Genomic DNA, 25548 nt, shown 5'->3' on the forward strand with positions numbered 1-25548 from the left:
TACGGAGGATACCATGCGCATTTTGATTAGCAATGATGACGGCATCAACGCCCCCGGATTACAAGCACTAAGGGAATCACTGGCCACTTTGGGGGAAGTTACGGTGGTGGCACCGGATCGAGAAAGAAGCGGCGCCGGACATGGTATAACGGCGCACAAACCTTTACGGCCCAAAAAGGTTACCTTTCCGGATGGTAGCCATGGTTGGTCATTAAACGGCACACCGGCTGATTGTGTTAAACTGGCCATTGAAGCATTACTGCCTCAGAAACCCGATATTGTAGTTTCAGGTATAAATTTAGGTGCCAATTTAGGCACAGATGTGCTTTATTCAGGAACAGTGTCGGCCGCCATTGAAGGAATCATCAATGGCATTCCCTCAGTAGCTATATCCCTGGCTAGTTTCAAAAGCAATGATTTTAACCCCACCGCCGCATTTGCAGCACAGGTAGTACCTTTATTGGTTAACGCCGGCCGGGATAGCCAAGATATTTTAGTTAACATAAACGTGCCACCTGGTAAACCCGTGGGTATAAAGGTAACCAGGTTGGCTATACGTAAATATGTTAACGTTTTCCATAAAAGAACGGACCCCAGGGGCAATGATTATTACTGGCTGGCCGGTGAGCCCGAAGATACGGTTCCCGAAGACCCTGGAGTTAAAGTTGATGTTGATGTGGAAGCAGTAAAAAATAATTATATATCAATAACACCGCTACATTATAACCTAACAAATTTTAAAGCCATTGACTATATTCATAAAATGTTACAACGACAAACTCCCACTAAAGATATTTAACGCTTTTTTAATTTAAACAGTAAACTAAATTTTTCCCTGTCCTGGTCATTAATGCCGCCAATTAACAACATCAAACTTAAATACACGAACCCACCAGTCGCCAGGGAAATAGATAATACCAAACCGTCATTCACATTATAGCCATAGAGAATCTTTTTCAGATAAAAAATTGCAAGGGACATACCCAGTGAAGCCAGTAAAGGTAGAAACACATTTTCCTTAATAGAAAAGAAAAACAAATTCATCCTATGAAGCTGAAGCATGTTTAATACAGGCATAATCATATAACCAATGGCCACCGCGGCAGCAGCACCTCCTATGCCAAACTGGGGCATTGCCGTTAAGTAGTAAATTCCCATGATACATACCAGGGATGATATCAAAAGATTTTTAAATGGTACATCAGCTCTGCCAACACCTTGCAAAATACCGGTAGTGGTTTGTTGTAGGTATAAAAACGGGCCGGCTAACGCTAAGACTTTTAAAATACTACCTGCTTGGGCGTAACCAAAAAGGACACCACAAAGCTCGTCCGCCAACAAAAGAAAAATAAATGCAGCAGGCACACCCACCTGTAATGTTAATCTTACAGCGTCCCATATACGTGACCTGGCTAAAGTCATATTTCTAGCAGCTACGGCATCGGACATGGCCGGTACCAGTGACGTAGCCAGGGCCATGGTTAAAACACCGGGCATGAATAAAAGCGCCTCGGCTATCCCCACAAACTGCCCGTATGCACTGGTGGCATGGTGAATTGATAGGCCGGCCACCTGCAATCGCTGAGGTATTAATACAGCCTGAATCGACATCAGTGCTGTGGCAACAATTCTGGTAAGAGTTACCGGTATAGCCAGTGTAAAGATTTTTTTTATACTATCACCCAAATGAAATACCCTGCGCCATGCTCCCGGTGCATAATGTAAGGTCACGGGTCTATGGTGGATATAAATTCTCAACATAAGGATGAAACCCGTTAATTCGCCCAGTATAACTCCCACCGAAAGACCGACTGCAGCGTACTCAATACCCAGAGGAAGCATAAAATAGGCGAATACTAGACCTGACAATACCCTTACCAATTGTTCAATTGTCTGGGTAATTGCCGTGGGAGACATTTTTTGTAAACCTTGAAAAAACCCTCGAAAAGCTGAGCACAAAGTAACCACGACAATCCCGGGCACGAGGCTGATCAAACAGTAATACACACTTGGATTGGGAAAATAGTATTTTGTTAGCATGGGAGCACCCAGGATCAAAACCAGAGTAAAAAAAACACTGGTGATTATTAATATGCACAAAGAAATGTTAAAAACCCTGTAGGCACCGGGCATATTGTTATTTGCTACCTCTTCAGCCACAAGTTTGGCTATAGCCAGGGGTATTCCGGCGCTGGCTAATACAAGCATCATAATATATACCGGGAATACCATGTTAAACAGTCCCACACCTTCTGGACCGATTAAACGCATCATGGCTATTTGATACCCGAAACCTAAAAAGCGGTTAATTATACCGGCCAACAATAATATAAAAGCCCCTTGCAAAAACGAATAACCCGCCATATATTACCATCCTTTCAAAAGGCTAACATATATTTATGTCACTAATCGAAAGACTATGAAAACACAGCAAAAACAAGCAAAAAAATTTTTATGTGTATCACTTTGAACAAGGAATTTATGACGAGCTTGTAGAAATAATGAAGAGCAAAATAGGTTCGTATCTCGTTTCTCACTTCTTGGCATCCAAAGGAGCCCTGGCGGGCTATTTTTTGCTTGTAACCAATTTTGGCCGGTTTTGGATGCCTGTAAGTATAGAAAAGCACTTAAAAGGAAACCATTATTTACAAAAGGAGGCACATGTTTTGAAGAACTATACTACCGAACAACTCCGCAACATCGCCATTGTAGGTCACGGTGGTGCGGGAAAAACATCTCTGGTGGAAGCAATGCTATTCAACACCGGAGTGATAAATCGAATTGGCAGGGTAGAAGACGGCACCACCGTGTCGGATTATCATCCCGAAGAGGCACAACGCCAATCCACGGTACACACCAGCTTGGTGCCCGCTGAAGTTAACAATGTTAAATTAAACCTTCTGGATACCCCAGGGTTTTCCGATTTTATAGGCGAAGTGAAAGGTGCTTTGCGGGTAGCCGATACAGCAATGTTTGTATTCTCGGCCGTGGACGGTGTCCAGGTCCAGCATGAGATTATCTGGAAGTCAACCCAAAAGAGTGAACTGCCCCGGGTGGCCTTCATTAATAAAATGGACCGGGAAAACGCCAGTTTTTCCAAGTTAATGGATGAATTAAACACTAAATTCAAGGCAAATTTTGTCCCCATAAACTTTCCCATAGGGGAGGGACTGGATTACAAAGGCGTCGTGGACGTACTTAACCAAAGGGCATATGAGTTCGATAAAGGTGGCAAACCTAAAGAAATTGACATCCCTGCTGAACTGCAGAATCAACTGGCGGAGTATCGTGAAAAATTGGTGGAAGCCGCGGCCGAGGGCGATGATGACCTAACCATGAAGTATTTGGAAGGGGAGGAATTAACCTCCGAAGAGATTAAATCGGGACTGCATAATAGTATCGCCACAGCCAAGGCCGTCCCGGTGCTCTGCGGGTCTGCAACCAGAAATATGGCCATTACACAATTAAGCGACTTTTTATCTCAATATCTGCCGGCCCCCAAATGCGAGGAAGGACCGATGGCCGCACTGGTATTTAAAACTCTGGCCGACCCCTACGTAGGTCGTATGAATTTTATTCGGGTTTTCCGTGGCACATTAAAAGCAGACACCCAAGTTTATAACGCTACCAAAGAGAAAAACGAAAAAATAGGCCAGGTATTATTCGTGCGCGGCAAACATTCGGAACAAACTTCTCAGGTAGCCTGTGGGGATTTGGCGGTGGTGGTCAAGTTAACCGACACCAGTTCCGGCGATACTTTGTGTGATAAAGATAACAAAGAGGCATTGGAGGGAATTGACTTCCCGGTACCCAACTACACCCTGGCTATTGCTCCCAAAAGCAAGAACGACGAGGATAAATTGGGCGATGCAGTGCACAAACTTTTGGAAGAAGATCCATCACTCAGGGTGGAAAAAAATGCTGAAACCAAGCAGACCCTTCTCACCGGCATGGGTGAGGCTCATGTAAATATTATGATTCATAATCTAAAACGTCGTTATGGTGTTGACGTGATTACAGAAGAACCCAAGGTTCCCTACAGGGAGACCATCCGTTCCAAAGTGGAAGTGGAAGGTAAACACAAAAAACAATCCGGTGGTCGCGGGCAGTACGGCCATGTATGGATAAGGTTCGAGCCTCTGGCTGAAGGTGACTTTGAATTCCATGAAGAAGTCTTTGGCGGTGCAGTACCTCGCAATTACTTCCCCGCAGTGGAAAAGGGCTTAAGGGAAGCTATGCTGGAAGGTGCCCTGGCCGGTTATCCCACAGTGGGCTTAAAAGCCACATTGTATGATGGTTCTTACCATAGTGTTGACTCATCTGAAATGGCCTTTAAAATTGCCGCCTCTTTAGCTTTTAAAAAGGCGATTCCCTTGGCCAAGCCAGCCCTTTTAGAACCCATAATGTATGTTGAGGTAACCGTACCGGACGAATTTATGGGGGACATTATCGGCGACTTTAATACCAAACGCGGTCGCGTGCTGGGTACTGACCAGGTTGAAGATGGCACCGTAGTAAAAGCCCATGTGCCGATGTCGGAAATGTTCAAGTATGCCAATGATCTCAAGTCCATGACCCAGGGTCGCGGGCAATTCAAAATGGAGTTTTATAGCTATGAAGAGGTTCCCGCCAAGTTGGCCGAGGAAATCATACAAAAGGCTAAAGCGGAAGCCGAAGCGGAAAAATAGATATTGCAGTATAAAAATAGGCTGGTTGTAACAAGCCAGCCTTATTTTTTATACCATGTTGAATACACTGATTAAAAATTTCAGCTGTAGTAAAAATTATAAAAATATTGCCACAACATTGCATGATATGTTAAAATTTATTTTATATTGGACGGTATCCGTTCTGGAACCGTACCAATTTCTCAGCTGGTTGGGTAGGTGATGCTTTTATGGGTTAATCTAATATATCTCCGCTTGGAGCCGGTTGGACCGAGACGGGTTTGTAAAAGGAGTGTTACATCCTTCGGACTTGTCCGGAGGTTTTTTTGTCGTCCAAGCATAATCATTTATTGAACATATGTCACCAGATTAAAAATAACTCTTATAAAAATTTTTGAAAATGACTCTGCTAATAATTATATGGCCCAATAGGAACAATAGTGCAAATTGCTATAAGGAGTGAATGAAGTGGAGAAACAAAAAGCCAGTATACTAAAGTTTAAGGAAATGAAAAAGCAGGGTAAAAAAATCACCATGGTAACAACCTATGATTTTGCCATGATGTCCCAGGTGGACAAATCCGATATAGATATGATACTTGTGGGCGATTCTGCAGCCAATACCATGATGGGCTATGAAAAAACAGTACAAATTGATCTGGATACCATGCTTGTGTTTTGCAAGGCGGTGGCCAACGCAGGTAAACACACTTTCTTGGTGGGTGACATGCCCTTCATGACTTATGAAATAAATGCAGAGCAAGCTATGGCCAATGCAGGCCGGATTATTAGGGAAGGACGTATGGATGCCGTTAAATTGGAAGGTGGGGAACGAATAGCAAATACCGTGGCCGCCTTGGTCAGAGCCGGCATACCGGTAATGGGTCATATTGGTTTAACACCCCAGAGCGCTGCTCAACTGGGTGGTTTTAAAGTACAGGGTAAAAACCTTAAGGATGCTAAACAAATAGTCAAAGATGCGCTGGCTCTGGAAAAAGCGGGTGTATTTGCTATCGTTCTGGAGGCCATACCCAGCCCGGTGGCTAAAATAATCACGGAAAGTGTTCAGGTGCCCACCATCGGCATTGGGGCCGGAAATTACTGCGATGGTCAGGTACTGGTTATCCATGATTTGTTGGGACTGTTTGATAGATATACACCCAAGTTTGTAAAACGCTATGCCAATTTGGGTGAAGAAATGCAAAAGGCATTAAACACCTATGCCAACGAAGTACGTGAAGGTGTGTTCCCGGACAATGAGCACTCTTTCAGTATGCCCCGGGAGTTGGTGGAGCAGTTAACGGACGAATTAAAAACCGAAGGTATTCTATAAACAGAAACCCAAAACTATGTCCCACACATATGACTCGGATCGAAACACGGTATGCAACTCAATCTATTAACATAAAACGCAGGAAGCTTTTCAGCATGTTCCTGCGTTTTTTATATCGAATCGAGCCCTTGCCTATGGGTTGTCTTCCGCTAGTTAGTTGACAGGGTTTCCTTCAACCCACCGGCTCGGCAGACATTTCAGGCGAACATACAAAAAAGCCCTTGAAATTCAAGGACTTTATTACTGGCAGGGGAGACAGGACTCGAACCCGCAGCCCACGGTTTTGGAGACCGTTGCTCTACCAATTGAGCTACTCCCCTATGTCGTTTATTACTGTGACAAATGTAATTATAAAATAATATTTCCGAACAGTCAAGGGAAATATGTGGTGTACAAAGGATTTTTACAAACCCAACCGAATATATATAAACAACTACTTATCTCGGAGGTGGCTTAATGGGCCCCAAAATCGGTGTTTTACTGGGCGGACGCTCGGCGGAAAGGGAAGTATCATTACGCACCGGAGAAGCAATCTACCGGGCGTTGCTATCCAATGGTTATGATGCGGTGAAAATTGATGTGGATAAAAACATTGTGGAAAATTTAAAAAGTAAAAAAATCGAGCTGGCTTTTATTGCCCTACATGGCAAATATGGCGAAGACGGTACCATTCAAGGTCTTTTAGAAATATTGGAAATACCTTATACCGGTCCTGGTGTATTAGCAAGTGCCACTGCCATAAATAAAATTGCCACAAAGAAGATTTTATTGTATGAGGGTTTGCCAACCCCGGAATTTTTCACAATTACACGCAGTGAGTACAACCAGGAAGCACAGGTTAAACTCAAAGAAAAAATACTGGCCATGGGATTACCTGTTGTGGTTAAAGCTGCTACCCAGGGTTCCACTATCGGTATTTCATTCGTGCACCACCAGGACAGTATTAGCAGCGCCATTGACCAGGCTTTCCAGTATGACCATGAAATACTGGTGGAAAAAATGGTGAATGGAACGGAAGTAACCGCCTCGGTTCTAGGTAATGAGAAACCGGAAGTATTACCTTTGATTGAGATTTTCTCGACCACAGGAGTATATGATTATGCAGCGAAATACACTGTTGGACTAAGTGACCATATTATTCCACCACGATTGCCTGATAATGTGCAGCAAAAAATTAAAGATCTTGCGCTTAAGACTTATTTGGCTATTGGCTGCAGGGGACTGTCCAGGGTTGATTTTATAGTCGATAACAACGATCAACCATATATTCTAGAAGTCAATACCATACCGGGGATGACGGAAACCAGCCTTTTTCCCGATGCCGCCAGGGCAGCGGGCATATCATTTGAAACACTGGTGAACAAGTTAGTTCAGTTAGCTTTGGAAAAATAACCGTATGTAACGTTGGATTGGCTGTTAAGACAGTCAATCCAACGCGGATAGTTATATATATAATGGACAAGTATTTACAAACAGCATTATTTAGTTTACATAAGATATTCCACAGGTATTCCAGAATAACTTTAACACTATTGGAGTATGCTACAGTTCACCAATACCGATAACAAATAACGGGGGGCCCAATAATGTCAATACAATTTATTAAAACTTTGAATGAATCCACCTTTTTGGATCCAATGAATAATTTTGCGCCTAAAACAGTAGTAAGTGAAATTCGATATGACCCATTAACGGGACAAATCTCTCGTATTTTTCCCTTTCGCAAATTTATATTACACAGGCACGATTGGACACCCTTTGTCGAAGAATCTAAACAAAAATTTTGCCCGTTTTGTCCGGGAATATTGGATAAGGCAACACCCAAATTTCCCGTGAACATCGCCCCCGAGGGGCGTATCAGAATGGGTAACGCTACGGTAATCCCTAATTTAAACCCCTATGAAAAATATGCTTCACTGGTGGTGATGTCATCCCAACATTACATTCCCATGGAAGAAATTGATGTGAATTTGATTGCAAACAGTTTCCGAGCCGGTCTGAATTATTTACAAAGAGTCATTGCCACCGACCCGGAAGAAGCCCGTTACCTATCCATCGGATGGAATTATATGCCTTATGCCGGGGGATCCTTAATACACCCTCACCTGCAAGTGTTGGCAGGTAAGGAACCCAGCAATTATGACAAACAGTTAATCAGGGCATCGGAAAATTACTTAACTAAACACAAAAGCAATTATTGGACAGATTTGATTAACAGTGAAATTAATAATGGTGACAGGTATGTTGGCCAAACCGGGCAGGTACACTGGCTATGCGCCTTTGCACCACGCCATATTGGCGATGTAATGGGCATACTGCCAGGTAAACAAACCATCGTTGATATCACCGATGATGACCTAAATGACTTGGCCGCCGGTCTATGTAAAGTAATACGTTACTATAACCAAAATAACATCGTTTCATTTAACGCCGCCTTGTTTTTTACCAGCAACGAGAATAAAGGTTTTGCCATCCATGTCAGGATCGTGGGCAGGTTCACCATATTCCCCCTGGTAGGCAGTGATATTACCCATATGCAAATAATGCACGATGACCCCTGGACGGTATTGCTACCTGAAACCATCGCCCAGGAGCTAAAGAAAGCCTTTTAATATAAAATGATGCCCAACTACCGGCTGTTCGTATTGTTTACATAGCCTTTTCAAGTTTGCAGGAATCGCACCTCCGACGGAGAATATTATCATAATTACAAACATCACCGGAGGTGAGTCCAATTGGCTATGAAAAGATGCATTATGTGTGGCAAAATGTTTGACCCGGATCAGATTGTGGAAGAGAATAAAAATCCTTTTCTTGATGACGATGACGAAGATATGCCCAAAAAAGTGCCTTCATTTTGCCAGCTATGCGAAGCAAAGATACGTCACGAAGCAGATGAGACAAAAAAACCAGCAAAACCAATGTAAAATGCAATTAACTTAGCCTTAACGGCCTGCACCCGGTCAGGTTCCAAATTTTATAAGGAGGAGATCAGTTGCAAAAAGGCTTTAAGTGGCTAACAACAATAGTTGTGGCAGCTTTATTAATTTTCTTGCTTGTGGCCAGGTGGGGCGCACATCTTTATATTGACTGGCTATGGTACCAATCCCTTGGTTATATCAATATATTTAAAACGATACTGCTGTCCGAGATAGGCCTGCGATTACTGGTAGGGCTGTCGGCTTTAATATTCATCTTTGTAAACTTAATACTAACCAGAAAATCTGTACTGCAGAGCATTAATGCCCGCCAGATTAATAGAACTGATGATGATATCATCACTATTTACCAATCACCATTGAATAAATATTTGACACCTCGCCTGCTTACGCTGACCTACTTGGCCATCAGTACCGCCTTAGCCTTTTTTGTAAGTTCCGCGGTAACCGGTGATTGGGTTATAGTGCAGAAATACTTGCATAGCACTACCTTTGGCGTTACCGACCCCATCTTCAACAATGACATAGGTAAATACGTATTTAATTTGCCCTTTTACCTGTTTTTATACCAACTCATTACCTGGTTTATTATTCTGTCTGCCTTCACCGTGGCTTTGGTATACTTTTTATCTGAAACCGGCAAAGACGGGGTTGGTAAAGTTTTTAACTCCATGGCTGCCCGGCTGCATCTTTCATTTTTGGCGGCGCTTTTTTTCCTTGTCCGGGCCTGGGGCTATAGATTGGAACAATATATGCTTTTATACTCAGGCAACGGTGTCACCTTCGGCCCTGGCTACACGGATATTCATGCCCGGTTACTGGCCTATAAAGCGCTTTTCTTTATCGCCTTGCTCATTGCCCTGGTCATTATCATTAATATTTTTTTGCGCCGGTTTAAGCTTATATTATATAGTATCGGCGGGTTGATATTAGCCTCAATAATTTTAGGCGGCATCTACCCATCGGCAGTACAAAATTTGATAGTAAAGCCAAATGAGTTAAATAAGGAATCGCCTTACATTGCCAATTCCATAAAATATACCAGAATGGCATATAACCTGAATCAGGTACAAATTAAAAAATTCCCGGCGGGACAGGTACTCAGCGCTGCGGACATAGAAAACAACCGGGAAACGGTTAATAACATACGGCTTTGGGACTGGCGACCGCTACGGGAAACATACCAGCAATTACAAGAAATAAGACCATATTATGAGCTGGAAAACATTGATATCGATCGCTACACAATTAATGGCGAGTACCGGCAGGTAATGCTGGCGGCCAGGGAACTTGATCAGGCTCAATTGTCAAGCACCGCTAAAACCTGGATTAATGAACGGCTCAAATATACCCACGGTTATGGCGTAACCATGAATCCAGTGAACAAAATGACCTCGGAAGGGTTACCTGAGCTTTTTATTAAAAATATTCCGCCATCCAGTGAGATAGATGTAAAGGTAACACGACCCGAGATTTACTTTGGTGAGCTAACAGATAATTATGTGATAGTTAACACAAAAACCCAGGAATTCGACTATCCGGTGGGTACTGAAAACGCATATACCACCTACGAAGGCAAAAACGGTGTTAAAGTAAATAATTTTTTGCGTAAAGCAGTTTTTGCTCTGGCCTTTGCCGATTATAAACTACTTCTGGCCAGCGACTTGGAGAACAGCAGCCAAATACTCTATTATCGAAATATCAAGGATAGAGTAACCAAACTGGCCCCCTTTCTTAGTTTTGACAGTGATCCATATATCGTGATAGATAATTCCGGTGCCCTGCACTGGATGTGGGATGCCTATACCACAACAAATATGTACCCTTATTCTGAGCCTTACAGAGGCGGGAACAATTACATCCGCAATGCCGTCAAGGTGATAATCAACGCCTATACCGGACAGGTAGATTTTTATGTGTCTGATAATGAAGATCCAATTATCCAGACTTACGCTAAAATTTTTCCCGGTGTTTTTAAGCCGCTTAGTGAAATGCCCGGAGATTTAAGGGAGCATATCCGTTACCCGGCCGACCTGTTTAATATCCAGGCGGAAAAATATACGGTTTTCCATATGACCAATACTGAAGTATTGTATAATCAAGAGGATAGGTGGAACATTCCCACCGAAAAGTTTTATAACGAGGAAGTAACCCTGGAACCTTATTACAACATCATCAAGTTACCGGAAAGCGAAAAGCCGGAATACGTGTTGATTTTACCCTTTACGCCAAATAACAAAACCAATATGATTGGCTGGATGGCCGCCAGGTCAGACGATCCAAACTATGGTGAATTACTGGTTTATGAGTTTCCAAAACAGGAATTAGTATACGGACCAATGCAAATAGAAGCCCGTATCGATCAGGATACTGTGATTTCACAACAGTTGACCCTGTGGAATCAGCGAGGATCCTCGGTAATCAGGGGCAACCTGCTGGTCATACCGGTGGAAAACTCTTTGCTTTACGTAGAACCGTTATACCTGCAATCGGAACAAAGTAGGATGCCGGAGTTGCGACGGGTAATCGTGGCTCACAATGACCGGATCGTCATGGAGCCCACATTGGACACGGCTTTGAACAAAATTTTCGGCACCGCCATTAATGATACCACAAACGACGGCCAGCAGCCATCGCTTACAGACCAAGAACCGGTAGATAAAGCACCAGCGACGTTAAAAGAATTAATAGATACGGCGAACAATTTATATAACGAAGCCCAAACCAAACTGCAAAACGGTGATTGGGCGGGTTATGGCGAGGCGATTGGTAAATTGGAGAAGACTTTAAAAGATTTGTCCGCACAAGCGGAATAGAGTTATAATATTCATTGGGAAGGAGATGAGTATATATGTTTTTTGAAAGTTGGTGGCAGGGATTAGTATTTGGGGTGGTAACCTCAATAGCATTGCTGGCGATTTGTTATGGCTTTGCCATTAAATGGAGCAAATTTACCGGAGAAGATAAAAAACAAAAACAATCATGTAATGCTCATCATTAATCCGTTAACGTTATAATAAGTTAACAGAATCCCAATCCTGTGTACTTGCTAAAACGGCCTTGCCGGAACGCTGGCAACCGGTTCCATAATCAAGCTAAGAAGCCGCCGGTTATAAATAACCGGTGGCCTTTTTATCAAGGGGGGACAAGTTTGTGCCTAAGGTTGTTATTGATAGCAAAACATTTCATTATGCTGCCGGAGTACCCCAAGGGAATTGTAACCACGCCATTATATTTGTCCATGGTGCCGGGGGCAACCATAAACACTGGGCATATCAAACTACTGAACTAGGGCAAAAGTTTTTAACTATAGCCGTTGATTTGCCGGGGCACGGTATTTCTGAAGGTGAGCCATGCCGGGAAATTAAAGATTATAGCAGTTTTTTATATGATTTCACCGAGCGGACGCTGGGGACAGGGTTTATCTTAGCCGGACATTCCATGGGTGGAGCCATCGCCATGGATTTTGCCCTTCGTTTTCCCAATAAATTAAGCGGCTTGATACTTATCGGCACCGGTGCCAGGCTACGGGTAGCACCTGCTATCCTGGAAACCTTTAAGGCCGGCCAGTTATTTCCCGAATTTATCAATTTTGCTTACAGTGATACAACCAATCCAGAGTTATTGAGACAGGCCGAATTAGAGATGGAAAATACTGCGCCCAGTATTTATTATAGCGATTTTTTGGCTTGTGACAGTTTCAATTATATTGAACAAATTAAAAACATTATGACACCCACGCTGGTTATCGGAGCCGACGCAGACCGCTTAACTCCACCTAAATACAGCCAATACCTGGCCGATAATATTCCAAACTCACAACTGCAAATAATCTCGCAGGCCGGTCACATGATGATGCTGGAAAAACCCCATCAAATAAACACCAGTATCGAAAAATTTGCCACGGATCTGGTATCGGTGATATCAGGGTAAAAATGTTCAACTGGGTAATTATCTAAGGGAGGTATAACTATGGCTAAATCGATGGTCAAACGCATAGGTGTTCTTACCGGAGGTGGCGATGCACCTGGTCTGAACGCTGTCATTCGAGCTGTTGTCAAAACAGCCATCCGAGAATACCAAATGAGCGTTGTAGGTTTTGAAAATGGCTTCGGCGGGCTAATTAAAAACCAGGCCCGGGAGTTAACCGAAGCCGATGTGGTAGGAATACTCCCTCGAGGCGGAACCATTCTTGGCACCACTAACCGCGACAACCCCTTTCATTATCCGGTAGTTAAAGGCAATGAAAAAGTTTTTGCTGATGTATCGGACCGGGTTTTTGAAAACATTAGCATCCATAATATAGAAGCTCTTATCGTTATCGGCGGCGACGGCAGCCTGGCCATTGGCAAGGAATTGCATGACCAGGGATTAAAGGTCGTGGGTGTTCCCAAAACCATCGACAATGACCTTTCGGCCACCGACCAGACATTCGGCTTTGATACCGCCCTCACCACTGCATCCGAGGCCATTGATAAGCTTCACACCACTGCTGAATCCCATCACCGGGTTATGGTATTGGAAGTAATGGGACGATATGCCGGGTGGATAGCGCTGGCTTCCGGTTTGGCTGGTGGAGCCGATGTTATTTTAATACCTGAAATACCATACAATATGGATGTTGTAGTGGAGAAAATCAATGCCCGCAGCCGGGAGAAGAAAAAATTCAGCATTGTAGTAGTGGCTGAAGGTGCTAAACCCCTGGGCGGTGAAATGGTGGTTAGCAAACGCGTTGAGGATAGCTTTGATCCCATTCGTTTGGGCGGTATCGGCAATGTGGTGGCCCAGGCCATTGAATCCGCAACAGGCAAGGAATCCCGGGTAACCGTGCTGGGACACCTGCAAAGGGGCGGGTCACCCACTGCCTATGATCGTATTTTAGCCACCCGTTACGGCACAGGGGCGGTAAATTTAGCTGCCGAAGGTCAATTCGGACGCATGGTATGTCTTAAGGGACAAAATATCGAATCAGTTCCACTGGAGCAGGCCATAGGGGAACTGAATAAAGTGCCTGTAGATGGAGAACTGGTCAGGGTAGCCAGGCAACTGGGCATTTGCCTGGGCGATTATTAAACCGTGGTCTGAAAGGAGTGTCGGGCGGCTATGATAATTAATTATTCTGAACTGGCTGTAAAGGAATTGATTAATGAGGTTTTACAAGCATACGCCAGCCAAAACCCGGGCACTTGTAAATGCGAACGCTGCAAAAATGATATTATGGCCCTGGCACTAAATAATTTACCCCCCAAGTATGTGGTCACTGATATTGGTAGAGTTTATACAAAAGCGGTTTTTGATCAAGTAGGGGGCAAAGCCCAAGTTATTGCTGCACTGACCTCGGCAATTCAAAGAGTACGGCAGCATCCCAGACATTAAAAAAATTAGTAGGAGGTGATTCTTCCATGCATCTTGAACCTCCGGTCTTCAGGCCACCCAGCGAAGCATTCAGCCTCATTTTCCAACTCACCATCGGGTGCCGCCATAATGCCTGTACTTTTTGCGGCATGTATAAAGGCAAGACGTACCGCGTAAAAACATGGGAAGAAATCAAGGGGGATATAGATATTTGCTCAGCCCAAATGAAGGGTATTAAAAAGGTTTTCCTGGCAGACGGTGACGCTCTGGCGGCGGATACACCTCTCATTTTAAAAACAGCTTTTTATCTTTATAAAAAATTCCCTGGTCTGAAGCGAATCAGCATGTACGCCGGTCCCAAGGATATTTTGACCAAATCTGTGGATGAGTTGAAGGAAATTCATAACGCCGGGATTAGTTTATTATATCTTGGCGTAGAAACCGGTAGTGACAACATATTAAAGACTGTCTGTAAAGGGGTATCTGCCAAAGAAATGATACAGGCCGGGAGAAAAGCTCTACAAACTGGATTTGAACTATCGGTAACTATCATCAACGGACTTGGAGGCACTGCATTATGGAAGGAACATGCTTTGGAAACCGCCAAGGTAATTACTGCCATAAACCCCACATACCTGGGTGCGCTGACCCTGATGCCTGTTCCCAACACAGTTTTATACAGGCAGATACAGCAAGGTAAGTTTATACTGCCCGATGCCATGCAAATCCTACGGGAAATGAAATGTTTACTGGAAAATATGGACCTAACCAATTGTATTTTCAGAACCAATCACGCCTCCAATTACTTGCCTTTACGCGGGATATTAAATAAAGATAAGAATAGTCTGATAACTATACTGGAGCAAGCCATTTCGCAACCTGGAACGATACCGTTAAGACCGGAGTACAGAAGGGGCTTGTAAAAAAGATTTTTATAAAAGTAAAATAATAAAGCAATTGCTTACTATTTATGGTAATATATGCTTATATTACCATATTGGAGGAGGCAATTGCTTTGTTTGTAAAATACCTAATCACTTTCGCCGTCTGTTTACTGTTTTCACTAAACTGTGCCGGTGCTCAATACGCGGTGGACCCACGAGCGACCGTTATTGATAATGAAGAACATAACATTATGCGACTGATCAAACAGGCGATGGAATATAATTGGTGGTCTAGCGAATCGAATTACCAGGTTGAATTAAGCAGGTTTTATACAGATCCCGCTCTAGATAATATTTTGGATTCGGTTAAAAAATATAGAGTAACCAGCACGGATTGGTACAGCTTGACTTTTCTTGAGAATTGCCATATTGTTTATAAAAATGGAAATACAGCAGTTGCCTCAGCATATTTGAAAGATATAGACGTTATAACAAAAAATGTACAAAAGGGTAGGGGAGTGTTTACTTTACAAAAATCACAAGACGGTTTTTGGCGCATTAAAGATATGGATTTCTATTGGTGTCCCGATAACAATCCGTTACTAGACCAGGAGGTGACTAATTATTGAGCCTGAAAATTGGTATTTTTACTGACAGTTACCGACCGTACACCAGTGGCGTGGTCCGGTCAATTGAAACGTTTTCCGAGGAACTACAGGCTCTTGGTCACGAAATATATATTTTTGCACCTGAGTATCCGAATCATCATCAAGAGCATTTGCATGAAAAAAAGGTTTTCCGGTTTTCGTCCATACCGGCACCGACAAATCATGATTATGCCCTGGCTGTACCGTTTTCAATACGTTTACGCCCCACTTTAAAAAAACTAGGCCTGGATGTTATTCACGTTCATTCGCCTTTTTTGCTGGGACGCCTGGGGGCACGGTGCGCCAAAAAATTAAACATACCGCTTGTTTTCACCTTTCATACACTTTATGACCAGTATGTTCATTATGTGCCCATCGGTCAAAACATAACCAAAGGAATTACAAGAAAGTATTGTGCTGATTTTTGTAACCATTGCGACCTGGTAATAGTACCCACCGGTATAATTGGTGACCACTTACAAAGGTGGGGAGTTAAAACGGAAATACAAGCTTTGCCTACCGGCATTAATATCGATAGTTTCAGAACGAAAGAAAAACGCTGGTTGTATAAAAAATTTAATATTGGACCAACCGAAAAAATTTTAATATCTGTAGGTAGACTTGGTAAAGAAAAAAATTTTTCATTTATATTAAAAAGTTTTAGTCAAATCAACTTAGAATACCCGCAAACTACATTGGTGTTGGTTGGTAGCGGTCCTGAAAAGGAAGCGCTGGTTAATTCAGCAAAGGAATTAGGCATCCTAAATAAAGTTATCTTTACCGGTACCTTATCCAAAGAGGAAATAGCCAAGGCATATAACAGTGCTCACATCTTTGTTTTTGCATCGGTTACTGAAACCCAGGGGTTAGTGGTGGGTGAGGCCAAGGCAGCAGGGTTACCGACGGTAGCAGTTAAGGCTTTTGGTATATCTGAAATGGTGGTAGACAATGTCGATGGTTTCTTAACCGGTCTGGATATAAGTGAATTTGCCGGCAAGGTGAAATTACTTCTACATGATGAGGACTTATGGAGTATAATGAGTCAAAATGCCTTTAATAATGCCGAGTATATCTCATCAACACGATGTGCTCAGCAATTATTAAACCATTATTATAACGTAATAGAAAAGTGTAATAACAATAAAAAATATAAAATAGGAAAACTAAGTTAGATTGAATTCAATAAGGCTAAAAACCGCATTTAGTGGGAACACCTACGTGTTCCCATTTTAAATAACCATAATCCGGATAACCTTGTAATAACGACATAGATATTAGCATTACAGCACAAACTTTAAGCACTTGGAGTTTGAAAGGATGGTTGATAGTTATGGAGCAATGGTTGCCGATAATATACGGATACTTATTTATATTCACCGCCAGGGTGATTGATATGTCCCTGGACGTCATACGCATCTTGATGTTAATGCGAGATCGCCGCGTTTTAGCCGCTGTGATAGGCTTTTTTGAAGTATCGGTATTTGTGCTGGCATTAAATGAGGTATTAAAAGGCGGTCTGGATGACCCGGGCAAAGTAATAGCCTATGCTGGAGGTTTCGCTACCGGTAACTACATAGGGAGCTTAATTGAAGAGCGGTTAGCCATGGGCTTTTTATCAATTCAATTATATCCGCCCCACAGTCTGGTAAATGAAGTTGTAAATCAAATGCGCCAAGCCGGATTCGGCGTAACCAGTGTTACCGGTTGTGGTAGAGACGGTGAAAGGATTATCTTATTCGTACTTATTAAAAGAAAAGACTTTAATAAGGCGTTGAACATCATCGATCAAATCTGCCCGGATATGTTCTTTAACGTTTCTGACGCCAAACGCATTCATGGAGGTGTTTTCCCAATCAAGAAAGGTAAGTAGAGCAAGAAGTAGTTTACATAATATCTATTATCGGAAGTAAAATAACGTTTTTTATCGCCCTGAGCTCCTTTCTCATCATTGCCTGTAATATATTCCTGTAATATATTTATGAAATTCATGAAAATTTCTCCACGCAAATCACTCATATAGATGATAGTTTAACAGTAAATAGTCATGTAAAGTATAAAAATAAACTTTACTTTAGCCTATTGTCTTAAAATGTTTAACTTATTTTGATTTTATTTTGATTTAATGAAAAAAAAACAAAAAAGACCCCAAAAGGGTCTTTTTTGTTCATCGTTTTTTGTTTGTTCTTGTATATAGTATTATATATTACTTTTTTATTGTTGGTTGGCTTCCTTTTTCTTCTTTCTTTCCTTAAGAAAATTAGGAGCAACTTGCGGGAACAAAGCAACCGACACAATGTCCTCCTCTTTTTCCATATAATCTTTGCATTCTTCGCGTGCCTTGGGCAACTCCGGTTCAATTAAGTCCGCCGGACGGCAAGTGATGGGTTCTTCATCGCCAATGATCTTCTTGCGGGCCTCTTCATTCACCGGCGCGGGAGGGCGTCCATAATAACCGCGCATATAATTTTTGACTTCATCGGTGGCTATTCTGTAACGGTCTCCAAGCAGCACGTTTAACGCCGCCTGGGAACCCACAATCTGACTGGAGGGGGTAACCAGCGGCGGGTATCCAAAATCTTCCCTCACTCGGGGTACTTCAGCCAAAACTTGAGGTAGTTTATCCAGGGCATTTTGCTCTTTGAGCTGATTGATAAAGTTGGAAATCATACCACCTGGGATTTGGTAGGTCAACACATTGGTATCCGGGCTGCAGCTGGCGTTATCAAATTCAGCGTAATGGGTGCGAACTTCCTTAAAGTATTCAGCAATTTCCGAGAGTAATTCCAGATCCAATCCAGTATCATAGGGAGTATCCTTAAGGGCTGCTACCATACTCTCGATGGATGGCTGTGAACTCTGCAAAGCCATGGTGGATATGGCACAGTCAAGAACATCGACACCGGCTTCAACAGCTTTCAGATAGGTCATGGAGGCCATACCACTGGTGTAGTGGCAATGTAGTTGCACCATAATGCCAAGCTTTTCTTTCCAACCCTTGATAATATCGTAAGCGGGCTGGGGGGCTAATATACCCGCCATATCTTTCAAGCAGAGCGAGTCAACACCCATTTCCTTAAGTTCAGCACCTGTGCGCATATAAAAATCATAGTCATGCACCGGGCTGATGGTATAAACAACTGTACCCTGAGCATGAGCACCTTCTCTTTTAACAAACTCAATGGCCTTTTCCATATTACGGGTATCATTTAGCGCGTCAAAAATTCTAAAGATATCGAGGCCGTTATCCACCGTTCTCTTAATAAACTCTTCCAGCACATCGTCTGCATAGTGTTTATAGCCGACCACGTTTTGGCCGCGCAGCAGCATTTGTAGCTTACTGTTTTTAAAGTGACGTCTAACCGTGCGCAGTCTTTCCCATGGATCTTCGTTGAGAAAACGCATGCAGGAATCAAAAGTAGCGCCGCCCCATATTTCAACGGCATGGAAACCAACTTGCTCCACTTTTTCCGCAATAGGCAGCATATGTTCGGTACGCATACGGGTAGCCAACAAAGATTGATGCCCGTCCCGCATTGTTGTGTCCATTATTTTTACTCGCCTGGTTTCTCCCATCTTTATAACCTCCCCGGTCATATTGTAATTATACAGGGGCATCTAATCCACCACGGTCATTACCTTCCTGACCGACTGTATGGACTTCTGTAATGCAGCCTTTTCCTCTTCGGTTAAGTCCACCTCAATGATTTTTTCGACCCCGGATCCGCCAATAATGGCAGGTACACCGAGATATATCTCCTTTTCACCGTATTCGCCGTTTAAATAAGCAGCCACGGGCAATATACGCTTTTTATCCTTTAATACGGCTTCTACCATTTCTATTGCTGAAGCACCGGGTGCATAAAAGGCACTGCCCGTTTTTAAGTAGTTGACTATTTCCGCACCGCCCTTTCTGGTCCTCTCAACAATGGCCTCAATTCGTTCCTTCGGGATTAATTTTTCAATGGGAATGCCTCCAGCATAACTGTAACGCACCAGGGGCACCATATCGTCACCATGCCCACCAAGAACAAAGGCACTGACATCTTTATAAGATATACCCAATTCCTGTGCGATAAAGGTGCGGAAGCGCGCTGAATCCAAAACACCCGCCATACCAAACACGCGGTTGGCAGGAAATCCGCTGGCCTTGTATGCAGCATACACCATGACGTCAAGGGGATTAGTTACCACAATGATAAAAGCATTGGGCGAGTATTTGGCCGCCTGTTCTGCACATGATTTAACGATTTTTACATTGGTATTTACTAAATCATCCCGGCTCATACCCGGTTTGCGGGCGATACCGGCTGTGATAACCACCACGTCGGAACCGGCTGTATCCTCATAATTATTGGTGCCCATGATATTTATGTCATAACCTTCAATGGGCGCAGCTTCCTGCAAATCAAGACCTTTACCTTGAGGTATCCCTTCCACGACATCCATTAAAACGATATCGCCTAACTCTTTGGTCGCCGCCCAGTGAGCACATGTAGCACCAACATTACCGGCTCCGATAATAGTTATTTTGTTTCTTTTCAATTTCTTAACCTCCCGTTATTAGGCGTTTACTTATTAGGCGTTTACTATTGCCAAACTTTCAAGAAATCAGCTAGGGTATCCATTAAAAAATGTCTGTCAAACCCCTCCCTTAAGCAGTACTGTAATGTGGACATACCCCCTTGTTGGGGAGGTATGTCCTATTTTCTCTATACAGGTAGATTACCATGCTTTTTCCGGGGACGGCTTTCCTGTTTGCTATTCAGGGCACCCAAAGCGTCAATAATTTTTTCCCTGGTATCCCGAGGGTCAATAACATCGTCTACAAAACCCCTGGCACTGGCCACATAGGGGTTAGCAAAATTATCGCGGTATTCCTGCACCAGACGATTTCTTTCCTCCACAGGATTTTCGGCGTTGGCAATCTCATTACGGTTAATTATATTAACCGCACCTTCGGGCCCCATAACCGCAATCTCTGCAGTGGGCCACGCATAAACCATATCCGCCCGCAACGAACTGCTGCACATAGCCAGGTAAGCGCCCCCATAGGCTTTGCGTAATATGACGGTTATTTTGGGTACCGTAGCTTCTGAATAAGCATATAACATTTTAGCACCGTGTCTTATTATACCACCAAATTCCTGGGCTGTCCCGGGCAGAAATCCGGGTACGTCCATAAATGTTACCAGTGGTATGTTAAAAGCATCACAGAACCTTACAAAGCGGCTAATTTTATCCGAAGCATTGATATCAAGACACCCGGCTAAAAAGTCCGGTTGGTTGGCCACAACACCCACTGATTGGCCGTTAATTCTGGCAAAACCGATAACCGCGTTTTTTGCGTATAATGGTAATACTTCAAGGAAATCACTACCATCAACAACTGCTAAAATAACTTTCTTCACATCATAAGGCATATTGGGCTGGGTCGGAACAATATTGAGCAATTCATCGCGCTTGATTGAGGGTTCATTGGCCTCGTAACATGGTGCCTGCTCCCGGTTATTGGAAGGCAGGTAACTCAACAGTTCTTTGACCATATCCAAGCAATGCTCTTCATTCTCGCCCATAAAGTGCGCGACACCGCTAGTTTGGTTGTGAGTCAAGGCTCCGCCCAGTTGCTCCATGGAAACTTCCTCACCAGTAACAGCCTTTATCACCTGCGGCCCGGTAATAAACATTTGGGAAGTCCCTTCCACCATAAATATAAAGTCCATCAAAGCTGGTGAGTAAACAGCACCCCCTGCACATGGTCCCATGATAACGGATAATTGGGGAATAACTCCCGAAGCTATAGTATTACGGAAGAAGATTTCACCATAGCCGTTTAAAGCATCCACACCTTCCTGAATGCGCGCCCCGCCCGAATCGTTTAAACCTATTACCGGGGCACCGGTGCGCATTGCTAAATCCAGCACTTTGCAAATCTTTTGGGCATGAATTTTACCTAGCGAACCACCCGTTACGGTAAAATCTTGAGCATAAATATACACCTTCCGGCCATTTACCAGTCCATACCCGGTAACCACGCCTTCACCGGGGTTTTTGTTAGGATCCCCGGCAAATACATCTATTTCTTTAAAAGTGTCGGGATCAAAAATATAATCAATTCTCTCCCGGGCGGTTTTTTTACCCGCACTGTGCTGTTTGGTTATTCTTTTTTCACCACCGCCGGCCTGAACCTTCTCCCTTAGCGCCTGTAACTGTTTAAGCTTTTCCTGCATACTCATTACTTTGCCAACTCCCCTCTAATCGCGTTCACACAATTCAACCAATGTGCCATGGGTTGCCTTGGGATGCAGAAAAGCTATTTTTGCGCCACCGGCCCCCCGCCTGGGTTTTTCATCGATTAATCTTATACCCTGTGATTTAAGTTGGGCCAGTTTCTCTTCCAAATTGTCCACCCGGAAGGCAACGTGTTGAATACCTTCACCGTTTTTCTCAATATAGCGGGCTATGGGACCGTCCGGCGTAGTACTCTCCAATAACTCCACTTCACTGTCACCGGTGGGGATAAAAGCTACCTTGACCTTTTGATCCTCCACCACTTCTTCTTCGGTAACCTTAAGGCCCAGAACTTTTTCATAGAATTCCTTGGCCGCTGCCAGGTTTTTTACAGCTATTCCAATATGGTCTATTTTTTTAACCACCGGCGCACCCTCCTCATATCATAAAATACATTTCTAAAGCATTGTGCTTTTATTTCTCTTTACATTACATTGTAACCTTTTTCAGGCTTTGCCAACCTTGCCTTCAATGTACTCTATGATGGTCTGTGTACTGGTCCCCGGTGTAAATATTTCGGCTATTCCTTTACTCTTTAATTCGGGGATATCTTCATCAGGAATAATACCACCGCCCAGCACCAGAATATCATCCGCGTTTTGCTTGCGCAACCCTTCCACCACGGCGGGGAACAGGTGCATATGAGCACCGGAGAGGCAACTAAGAGCTACAACCGCCACGTCTTCCTGCAGCGCTGCGCCAACTATCTGATCCGGTGTCTGGCGCAATCCAGTATAGATAACCTCCATGCCGGCATCACGCAGGGCCTGGGCAATCACCTTGGCCCCTCTGTCATGGCCATCCAAACCAGGTTTTGCCACCAGCACTCTGATTGGTTTTCCGCTCATCCACGCATTCCTCCTCGACTAAAAAACGATTTGTTGCTGGTATTCGCCAAAAACACCCCTCAGCACACCGCAAATCTCACCTAATGTTGCGTAATTCTTGACAGCTTCAATAAAATAGGGCATTAAGTTCTCGCCGGTTGCAGCTACCCCTTTAATATCATTAAGTAGTTTTTGCACTTTTTCGTTATCGCGCTCTGCACGTAGTTTTACCAATTTATCCGCCTGTCTCTGGCCAACCAGGGGATCGACCTTGAGCAAATCCTTAGGCCGGTCTTCTTGCATTTGAAACTTATTAACGCCGATGACAACTTTGGTACCGTTTTCAATATCTTTTTGATACTTATAAGCGCTGGTATGAATTTCTTTTTGCATAAACTCAATGGCTTTGGGCGCCCCGCCCAAATCGTCAATTTTCTTGATATACTCATAAGCCTTTTGCTCTATTTCATTGGTTAGATTCTCCACAAAATAAGAACCACCAAGGGGATCCACAGTATCCGCCGCGCCTATTTCATACCCAATGACCTGCTGGGTCCTCAAGGCAATTAGTACGGAACTATCGCTGGGCAGGGCCAGAGCCTCATCCCGGGAGTTGGTGTGCAAGGACTGGGTGCCGCCCAACACAGCGCTTAAAGCCTGGTAAGCCACGCGCATAATATTGACATCGGGCTGTTGAGCTGTCAATGTACAGCCAGCGGTTTGGGTATGGAAACGCAGCATCAGGGACTTGGCATTTTGGGCACCGAATCGCTCTTTCATAATTTTGGCCCAAAGCCGGCGAGCCGCCCGGAACTTGGCAATCTCCTCAAAGAAATTCAGGTGCGCGTTAAAGAAGAAACTCAAGCGCGGTGCAAAATCGTCCACATTCAAACCGGCATCGATAGCAGCCTGTACATAGGCTATACCATCCGCCAGGGTAAAGGCCACTTCCTGTACGGCTGTGGACCCGGCCTCCCTGATGTGATAACCGCTGATGCTGATTGTGTTCCAACTGGGGACGTTTTTAGCGCAATAGGCAAATATATCGGTGATGAGACGCATGGAATGCTCGGGTGGGAAAATGTAAGTTCCCCGGGCCACGTATTCCTTTAATATATCGTTCTGGATAGTTCCTTTTAGCTGTTCCTGCTTTACCCCCTGTTTTTCCGCCACGGCAATGTACATAGCCAGCAAAATGGCGGCCGGGGAGTTTATGGTCATGGAAGTGCTCACTTTATCCAGGGGGATTTGATCAAAGAGAGTTTCCATATCCAGCAGTGAATCAATGGCAACCCCCACCTTGCCAACCTCACCCATAGAAAGCGGGTCATCTGAATCATAACCAATTTGAGTGGGTAAGTCGAATGCCACACTGAGACCGGTTTGCCCCTGTTCCAACAGATAACGGAACCGCTTGTTGGTCTCCTCGGCGGTGCCAAACCCGGCATATTGCCTCATGGTCCATAGACGACCCCGGTACATATTGGGCTGCACACCCCTGGTGTACGGGTATTCACCGGGAAAACCCAGGTCATCTGGTTTTTGACCGGCTATATCTTCGGGTGTATAAACTGTGTTGATAGCAATGCCCGAGTCAGTGACGAATTCAGGCTGCCGCTCCGGTCTTTTGGCAGTTAGTTTTTCCAGTTTTATGTTATATTTTTGCCTTTGTTCCTTAATACTTTCAAGCACATCCTTCTCAAACAAGCTATCTCCTCCTTTTACAGACAATCGAGGGGATTATTTTAATACTTGGCGCAGTAAACCGGGTACTTCAAAGGGCAGGGTGGCCACTTTGGCACCTGCCGCTTGCAGTGCCTCCACTTTGCCGTTAAAAGTTCCTTTGCCCCTTTCAATGATGGCACCGGCATGCCCCATTCGTTTCCCGGGCGGTGCACTTTTACCGGCAATATAAGCCACTACCGGCTTGGTCATTTCCTTGATATACAAGGATGCTTCTTCCTCGGCATTACCGCCGATTTCCCCGACCAAAACTACAGCTTTGGTTTCCGGGTCCTTTTCAAACTTTTCTAAAACATCCACAAAAGACAGTCCCACAACCCTATCACCGCCCAGGCCAACTACCGTTGATTGACCGAAACCATTGGCTGTCAGATTACCTACAATTTCATAGGTTAACGTCCCGCTACGGGCTACAACGCCAATTGGTCCCTCAACGAAGAATTGGTTAGGTGGAATACCGATTTTACATTTTCCGGAGGATACAATACCAAAAGTGTTCGGACCTATCACAGTTGTTCCCTTACGGCGAGCGTATTCAACTATCTCCATTTCATCATGTACGGGAATATGTTCGGTTACAATAACCAGAACTTTAACCCCCGCTGTTATAGCCTCAAAAGCCGCATCCTTGGCAAAGGGAGCCGGTATGAATAATACCGAGGCATCCACCTTTTGCTCCGCACAAGCTGCAAAAACAGTATCATACACCGGGGTGCCTTCCACCTCTTGGCCACCCTTACCGGGGGAAACCCCACCTACAACTTTGGTGCCGTAAGCAATCATCTGGCGGGCGTGAAACCTGCCCTGGTTACCTGTAATCCCTTGCACAATAACATTGGTATTTTCGTTGATTATAATGGCCACTA

Annotated in this window: 23 protein-coding genes and 1 tRNA gene; 15 read left to right on the top strand and 9 right to left on the bottom strand. The window is 44.0% G+C overall.

The window, feature by feature from the left end:
* The first annotated feature begins 13 nt into the window (after positions 1-13).
* Positions 14-799, top strand: a complete 786-nt coding sequence (gene surE / locus LX24_RS00260) for a 5'/3'-nucleotidase SurE (RefSeq protein ID WP_166510140.1) — start codon at positions 14-16, stop codon at positions 797-799.
* Here surE and spoVB read toward each other — a convergent pair.
* Positions 796-2364 (bottom strand): stage V sporulation protein B, encoded by a 1569-nt coding sequence (gene spoVB / locus LX24_RS00265; protein WP_166510141.1) that lies wholly within the window; start codon positions 2362-2364, stop codon positions 796-798. The two genes, surE and spoVB, sit on opposite strands and share 4 nt — an antisense overlap.
* Positions 2365-2666: 302 nt before the next feature.
* Here spoVB and fusA point away from each other — a divergent pair, with 302 nt between their 5' ends.
* Complete coding sequence (gene fusA, locus LX24_RS00270; protein WP_166510142.1) at positions 2667-4688, top strand: elongation factor G; 2022 nt, start codon at positions 2667-2669, stop codon at positions 4686-4688.
* A gap of 447 nt (positions 4689-5135) precedes the next feature.
* Positions 5136-5999, top strand: coding sequence for a 3-methyl-2-oxobutanoate hydroxymethyltransferase (panB, locus tag LX24_RS00275; RefSeq protein ID WP_166510143.1), 864 nt, complete (start codon positions 5136-5138; stop codon positions 5997-5999).
* A gap of 244 nt (positions 6000-6243) precedes the next feature.
* Here the strand turns inward: panB and LX24_RS00280 are convergent.
* A tRNA-Trp gene (locus tag LX24_RS00280) sits at positions 6244-6319 on the bottom strand.
* Between the two features lie 136 nt (positions 6320-6455).
* Between LX24_RS00280 and LX24_RS00285 the strand changes: the two genes are divergently transcribed.
* The 12 genes from LX24_RS00285 (at position 6456) to LX24_RS00340 (ending at position 17694) form a co-directional block, all read left to right on the top strand.
* Entirely contained in the window at positions 6456-7391 is a 936-nt protein-coding gene (locus LX24_RS00285; RefSeq protein WP_166510144.1) for a D-alanine--D-alanine ligase, read from the top strand.
* A 194-nt stretch (positions 7392-7585) separates the two neighbouring features.
* Complete coding sequence (locus LX24_RS00290) at positions 7586-8611, top strand: hypothetical protein (protein ID WP_166510145.1); 1026 nt, start codon at positions 7586-7588, stop codon at positions 8609-8611.
* 129 nt (positions 8612-8740) lie between these two features.
* The gene (locus tag LX24_RS00295) at positions 8741-8926 is read left to right on the top strand and encodes a hypothetical protein (protein ID WP_166510406.1); all 186 of its coding nucleotides are present in this window, start codon (positions 8741-8743) and stop codon (positions 8924-8926) included.
* Between the two features lie 68 nt (positions 8927-8994).
* Positions 8995-11754, top strand: a complete 2760-nt coding sequence (locus LX24_RS00300; RefSeq protein WP_166510146.1) for a UPF0182 family membrane protein — start codon at positions 8995-8997, stop codon at positions 11752-11754.
* 35 nt (positions 11755-11789) lie between these two features.
* On the top strand, positions 11790-11939 hold the full coding sequence (locus tag LX24_RS00305; RefSeq protein ID WP_166510147.1) for a hypothetical protein: 150 nt from the start codon (positions 11790-11792) through the stop codon (positions 11937-11939).
* A gap of 152 nt (positions 11940-12091) precedes the next feature.
* Positions 12092-12871: an alpha/beta fold hydrolase gene (locus LX24_RS00310; RefSeq protein WP_166510148.1), complete on the top strand. Its 780-nt coding sequence runs from the start codon at positions 12092-12094 to the stop codon at positions 12869-12871.
* A gap of 39 nt (positions 12872-12910) precedes the next feature.
* Entirely contained in the window at positions 12911-14011 is a 1101-nt protein-coding gene (locus LX24_RS00315) for a 6-phosphofructokinase (RefSeq protein ID WP_166510149.1), read from the top strand.
* 30 nt (positions 14012-14041) lie between these two features.
* Positions 14042-14314 carry a late competence development ComFB family protein gene (locus LX24_RS00320; protein ID WP_166510150.1) on the top strand — a complete coding sequence of 91 codons (273 nt, stop codon included), beginning with the start codon at positions 14042-14044 and terminating at the stop codon, positions 14312-14314.
* 26 nt (positions 14315-14340) lie between these two features.
* Entirely contained in the window at positions 14341-15216 is an 876-nt protein-coding gene (locus tag LX24_RS00325) for a radical SAM protein (protein WP_166510151.1), read from the top strand.
* Between the two features lie 92 nt (positions 15217-15308).
* Positions 15309-15806: a hypothetical protein gene (locus tag LX24_RS00330; RefSeq protein ID WP_166510152.1), complete on the top strand. Its 498-nt coding sequence runs from the start codon at positions 15309-15311 to the stop codon at positions 15804-15806.
* A gap of 50 nt (positions 15807-15856) precedes the next feature.
* Positions 15857-16996, top strand: a complete 1140-nt coding sequence (locus LX24_RS15340) for a glycosyltransferase (protein ID WP_341473550.1) — start codon at positions 15857-15859, stop codon at positions 16994-16996.
* Between the two features lie 158 nt (positions 16997-17154).
* Entirely contained in the window at positions 17155-17694 is a 540-nt protein-coding gene (locus LX24_RS00340) for a DUF2179 domain-containing protein (RefSeq protein WP_166510153.1), read from the top strand.
* 341 nt (positions 17695-18035) lie between these two features.
* On the opposite strand, the gene LX24_RS00345 is transcribed toward LX24_RS00340, so the two are convergent.
* From LX24_RS00345 to sucD, 7 genes are all read right to left on the bottom strand, one after another.
* A complete protein-coding gene (locus tag LX24_RS00345; protein ID WP_166510154.1) occupies positions 18036-19397 on the bottom strand; it encodes a pyruvate/oxaloacetate carboxyltransferase in 1362 nt (453 codons plus the stop codon).
* 42 nt (positions 19398-19439) lie between these two features.
* Complete coding sequence (gene mdh, locus LX24_RS00350; RefSeq protein ID WP_166510155.1) at positions 19440-20366, bottom strand: malate dehydrogenase; 927 nt, start codon at positions 20364-20366, stop codon at positions 19440-19442.
* A gap of 167 nt (positions 20367-20533) precedes the next feature.
* On the bottom strand, positions 20534-22057 hold the full coding sequence (locus LX24_RS00355; protein ID WP_166510156.1) for an acyl-CoA carboxylase subunit beta: 1524 nt from the start codon (positions 22055-22057) through the stop codon (positions 20534-20536).
* Positions 22058-22075: 18 nt separating this feature from the next.
* Positions 22076-22477, bottom strand: a complete 402-nt coding sequence (gene mce, locus LX24_RS00360) for a methylmalonyl-CoA epimerase (protein ID WP_166510157.1) — start codon at positions 22475-22477, stop codon at positions 22076-22078.
* A gap of 81 nt (positions 22478-22558) precedes the next feature.
* The gene (locus LX24_RS00365) at positions 22559-22960 is read right to left on the bottom strand and encodes a cobalamin B12-binding domain-containing protein (RefSeq protein ID WP_166510158.1); all 402 of its coding nucleotides are present in this window, start codon (positions 22958-22960) and stop codon (positions 22559-22561) included.
* A gap of 18 nt (positions 22961-22978) precedes the next feature.
* Complete coding sequence (locus tag LX24_RS00370; protein WP_166510159.1) at positions 22979-24646, bottom strand: acyl-CoA mutase large subunit family protein; 1668 nt, start codon at positions 24644-24646, stop codon at positions 22979-22981.
* A gap of 33 nt (positions 24647-24679) precedes the next feature.
* Positions 24680-25546, bottom strand: a complete 867-nt coding sequence (gene sucD, locus LX24_RS00375) for a succinate--CoA ligase subunit alpha (protein ID WP_166510160.1) — start codon at positions 25544-25546, stop codon at positions 24680-24682.
* Between the last annotated feature and the right edge of the window lie 2 nt (positions 25547-25548).

This window comes from Desulfallas thermosapovorans DSM 6562 (assembly GCF_008124625.1).
Taxonomy (GTDB): domain Bacteria; phylum Bacillota; class Desulfotomaculia; order Desulfotomaculales; family Desulfallaceae; genus Sporotomaculum; species Sporotomaculum thermosapovorans.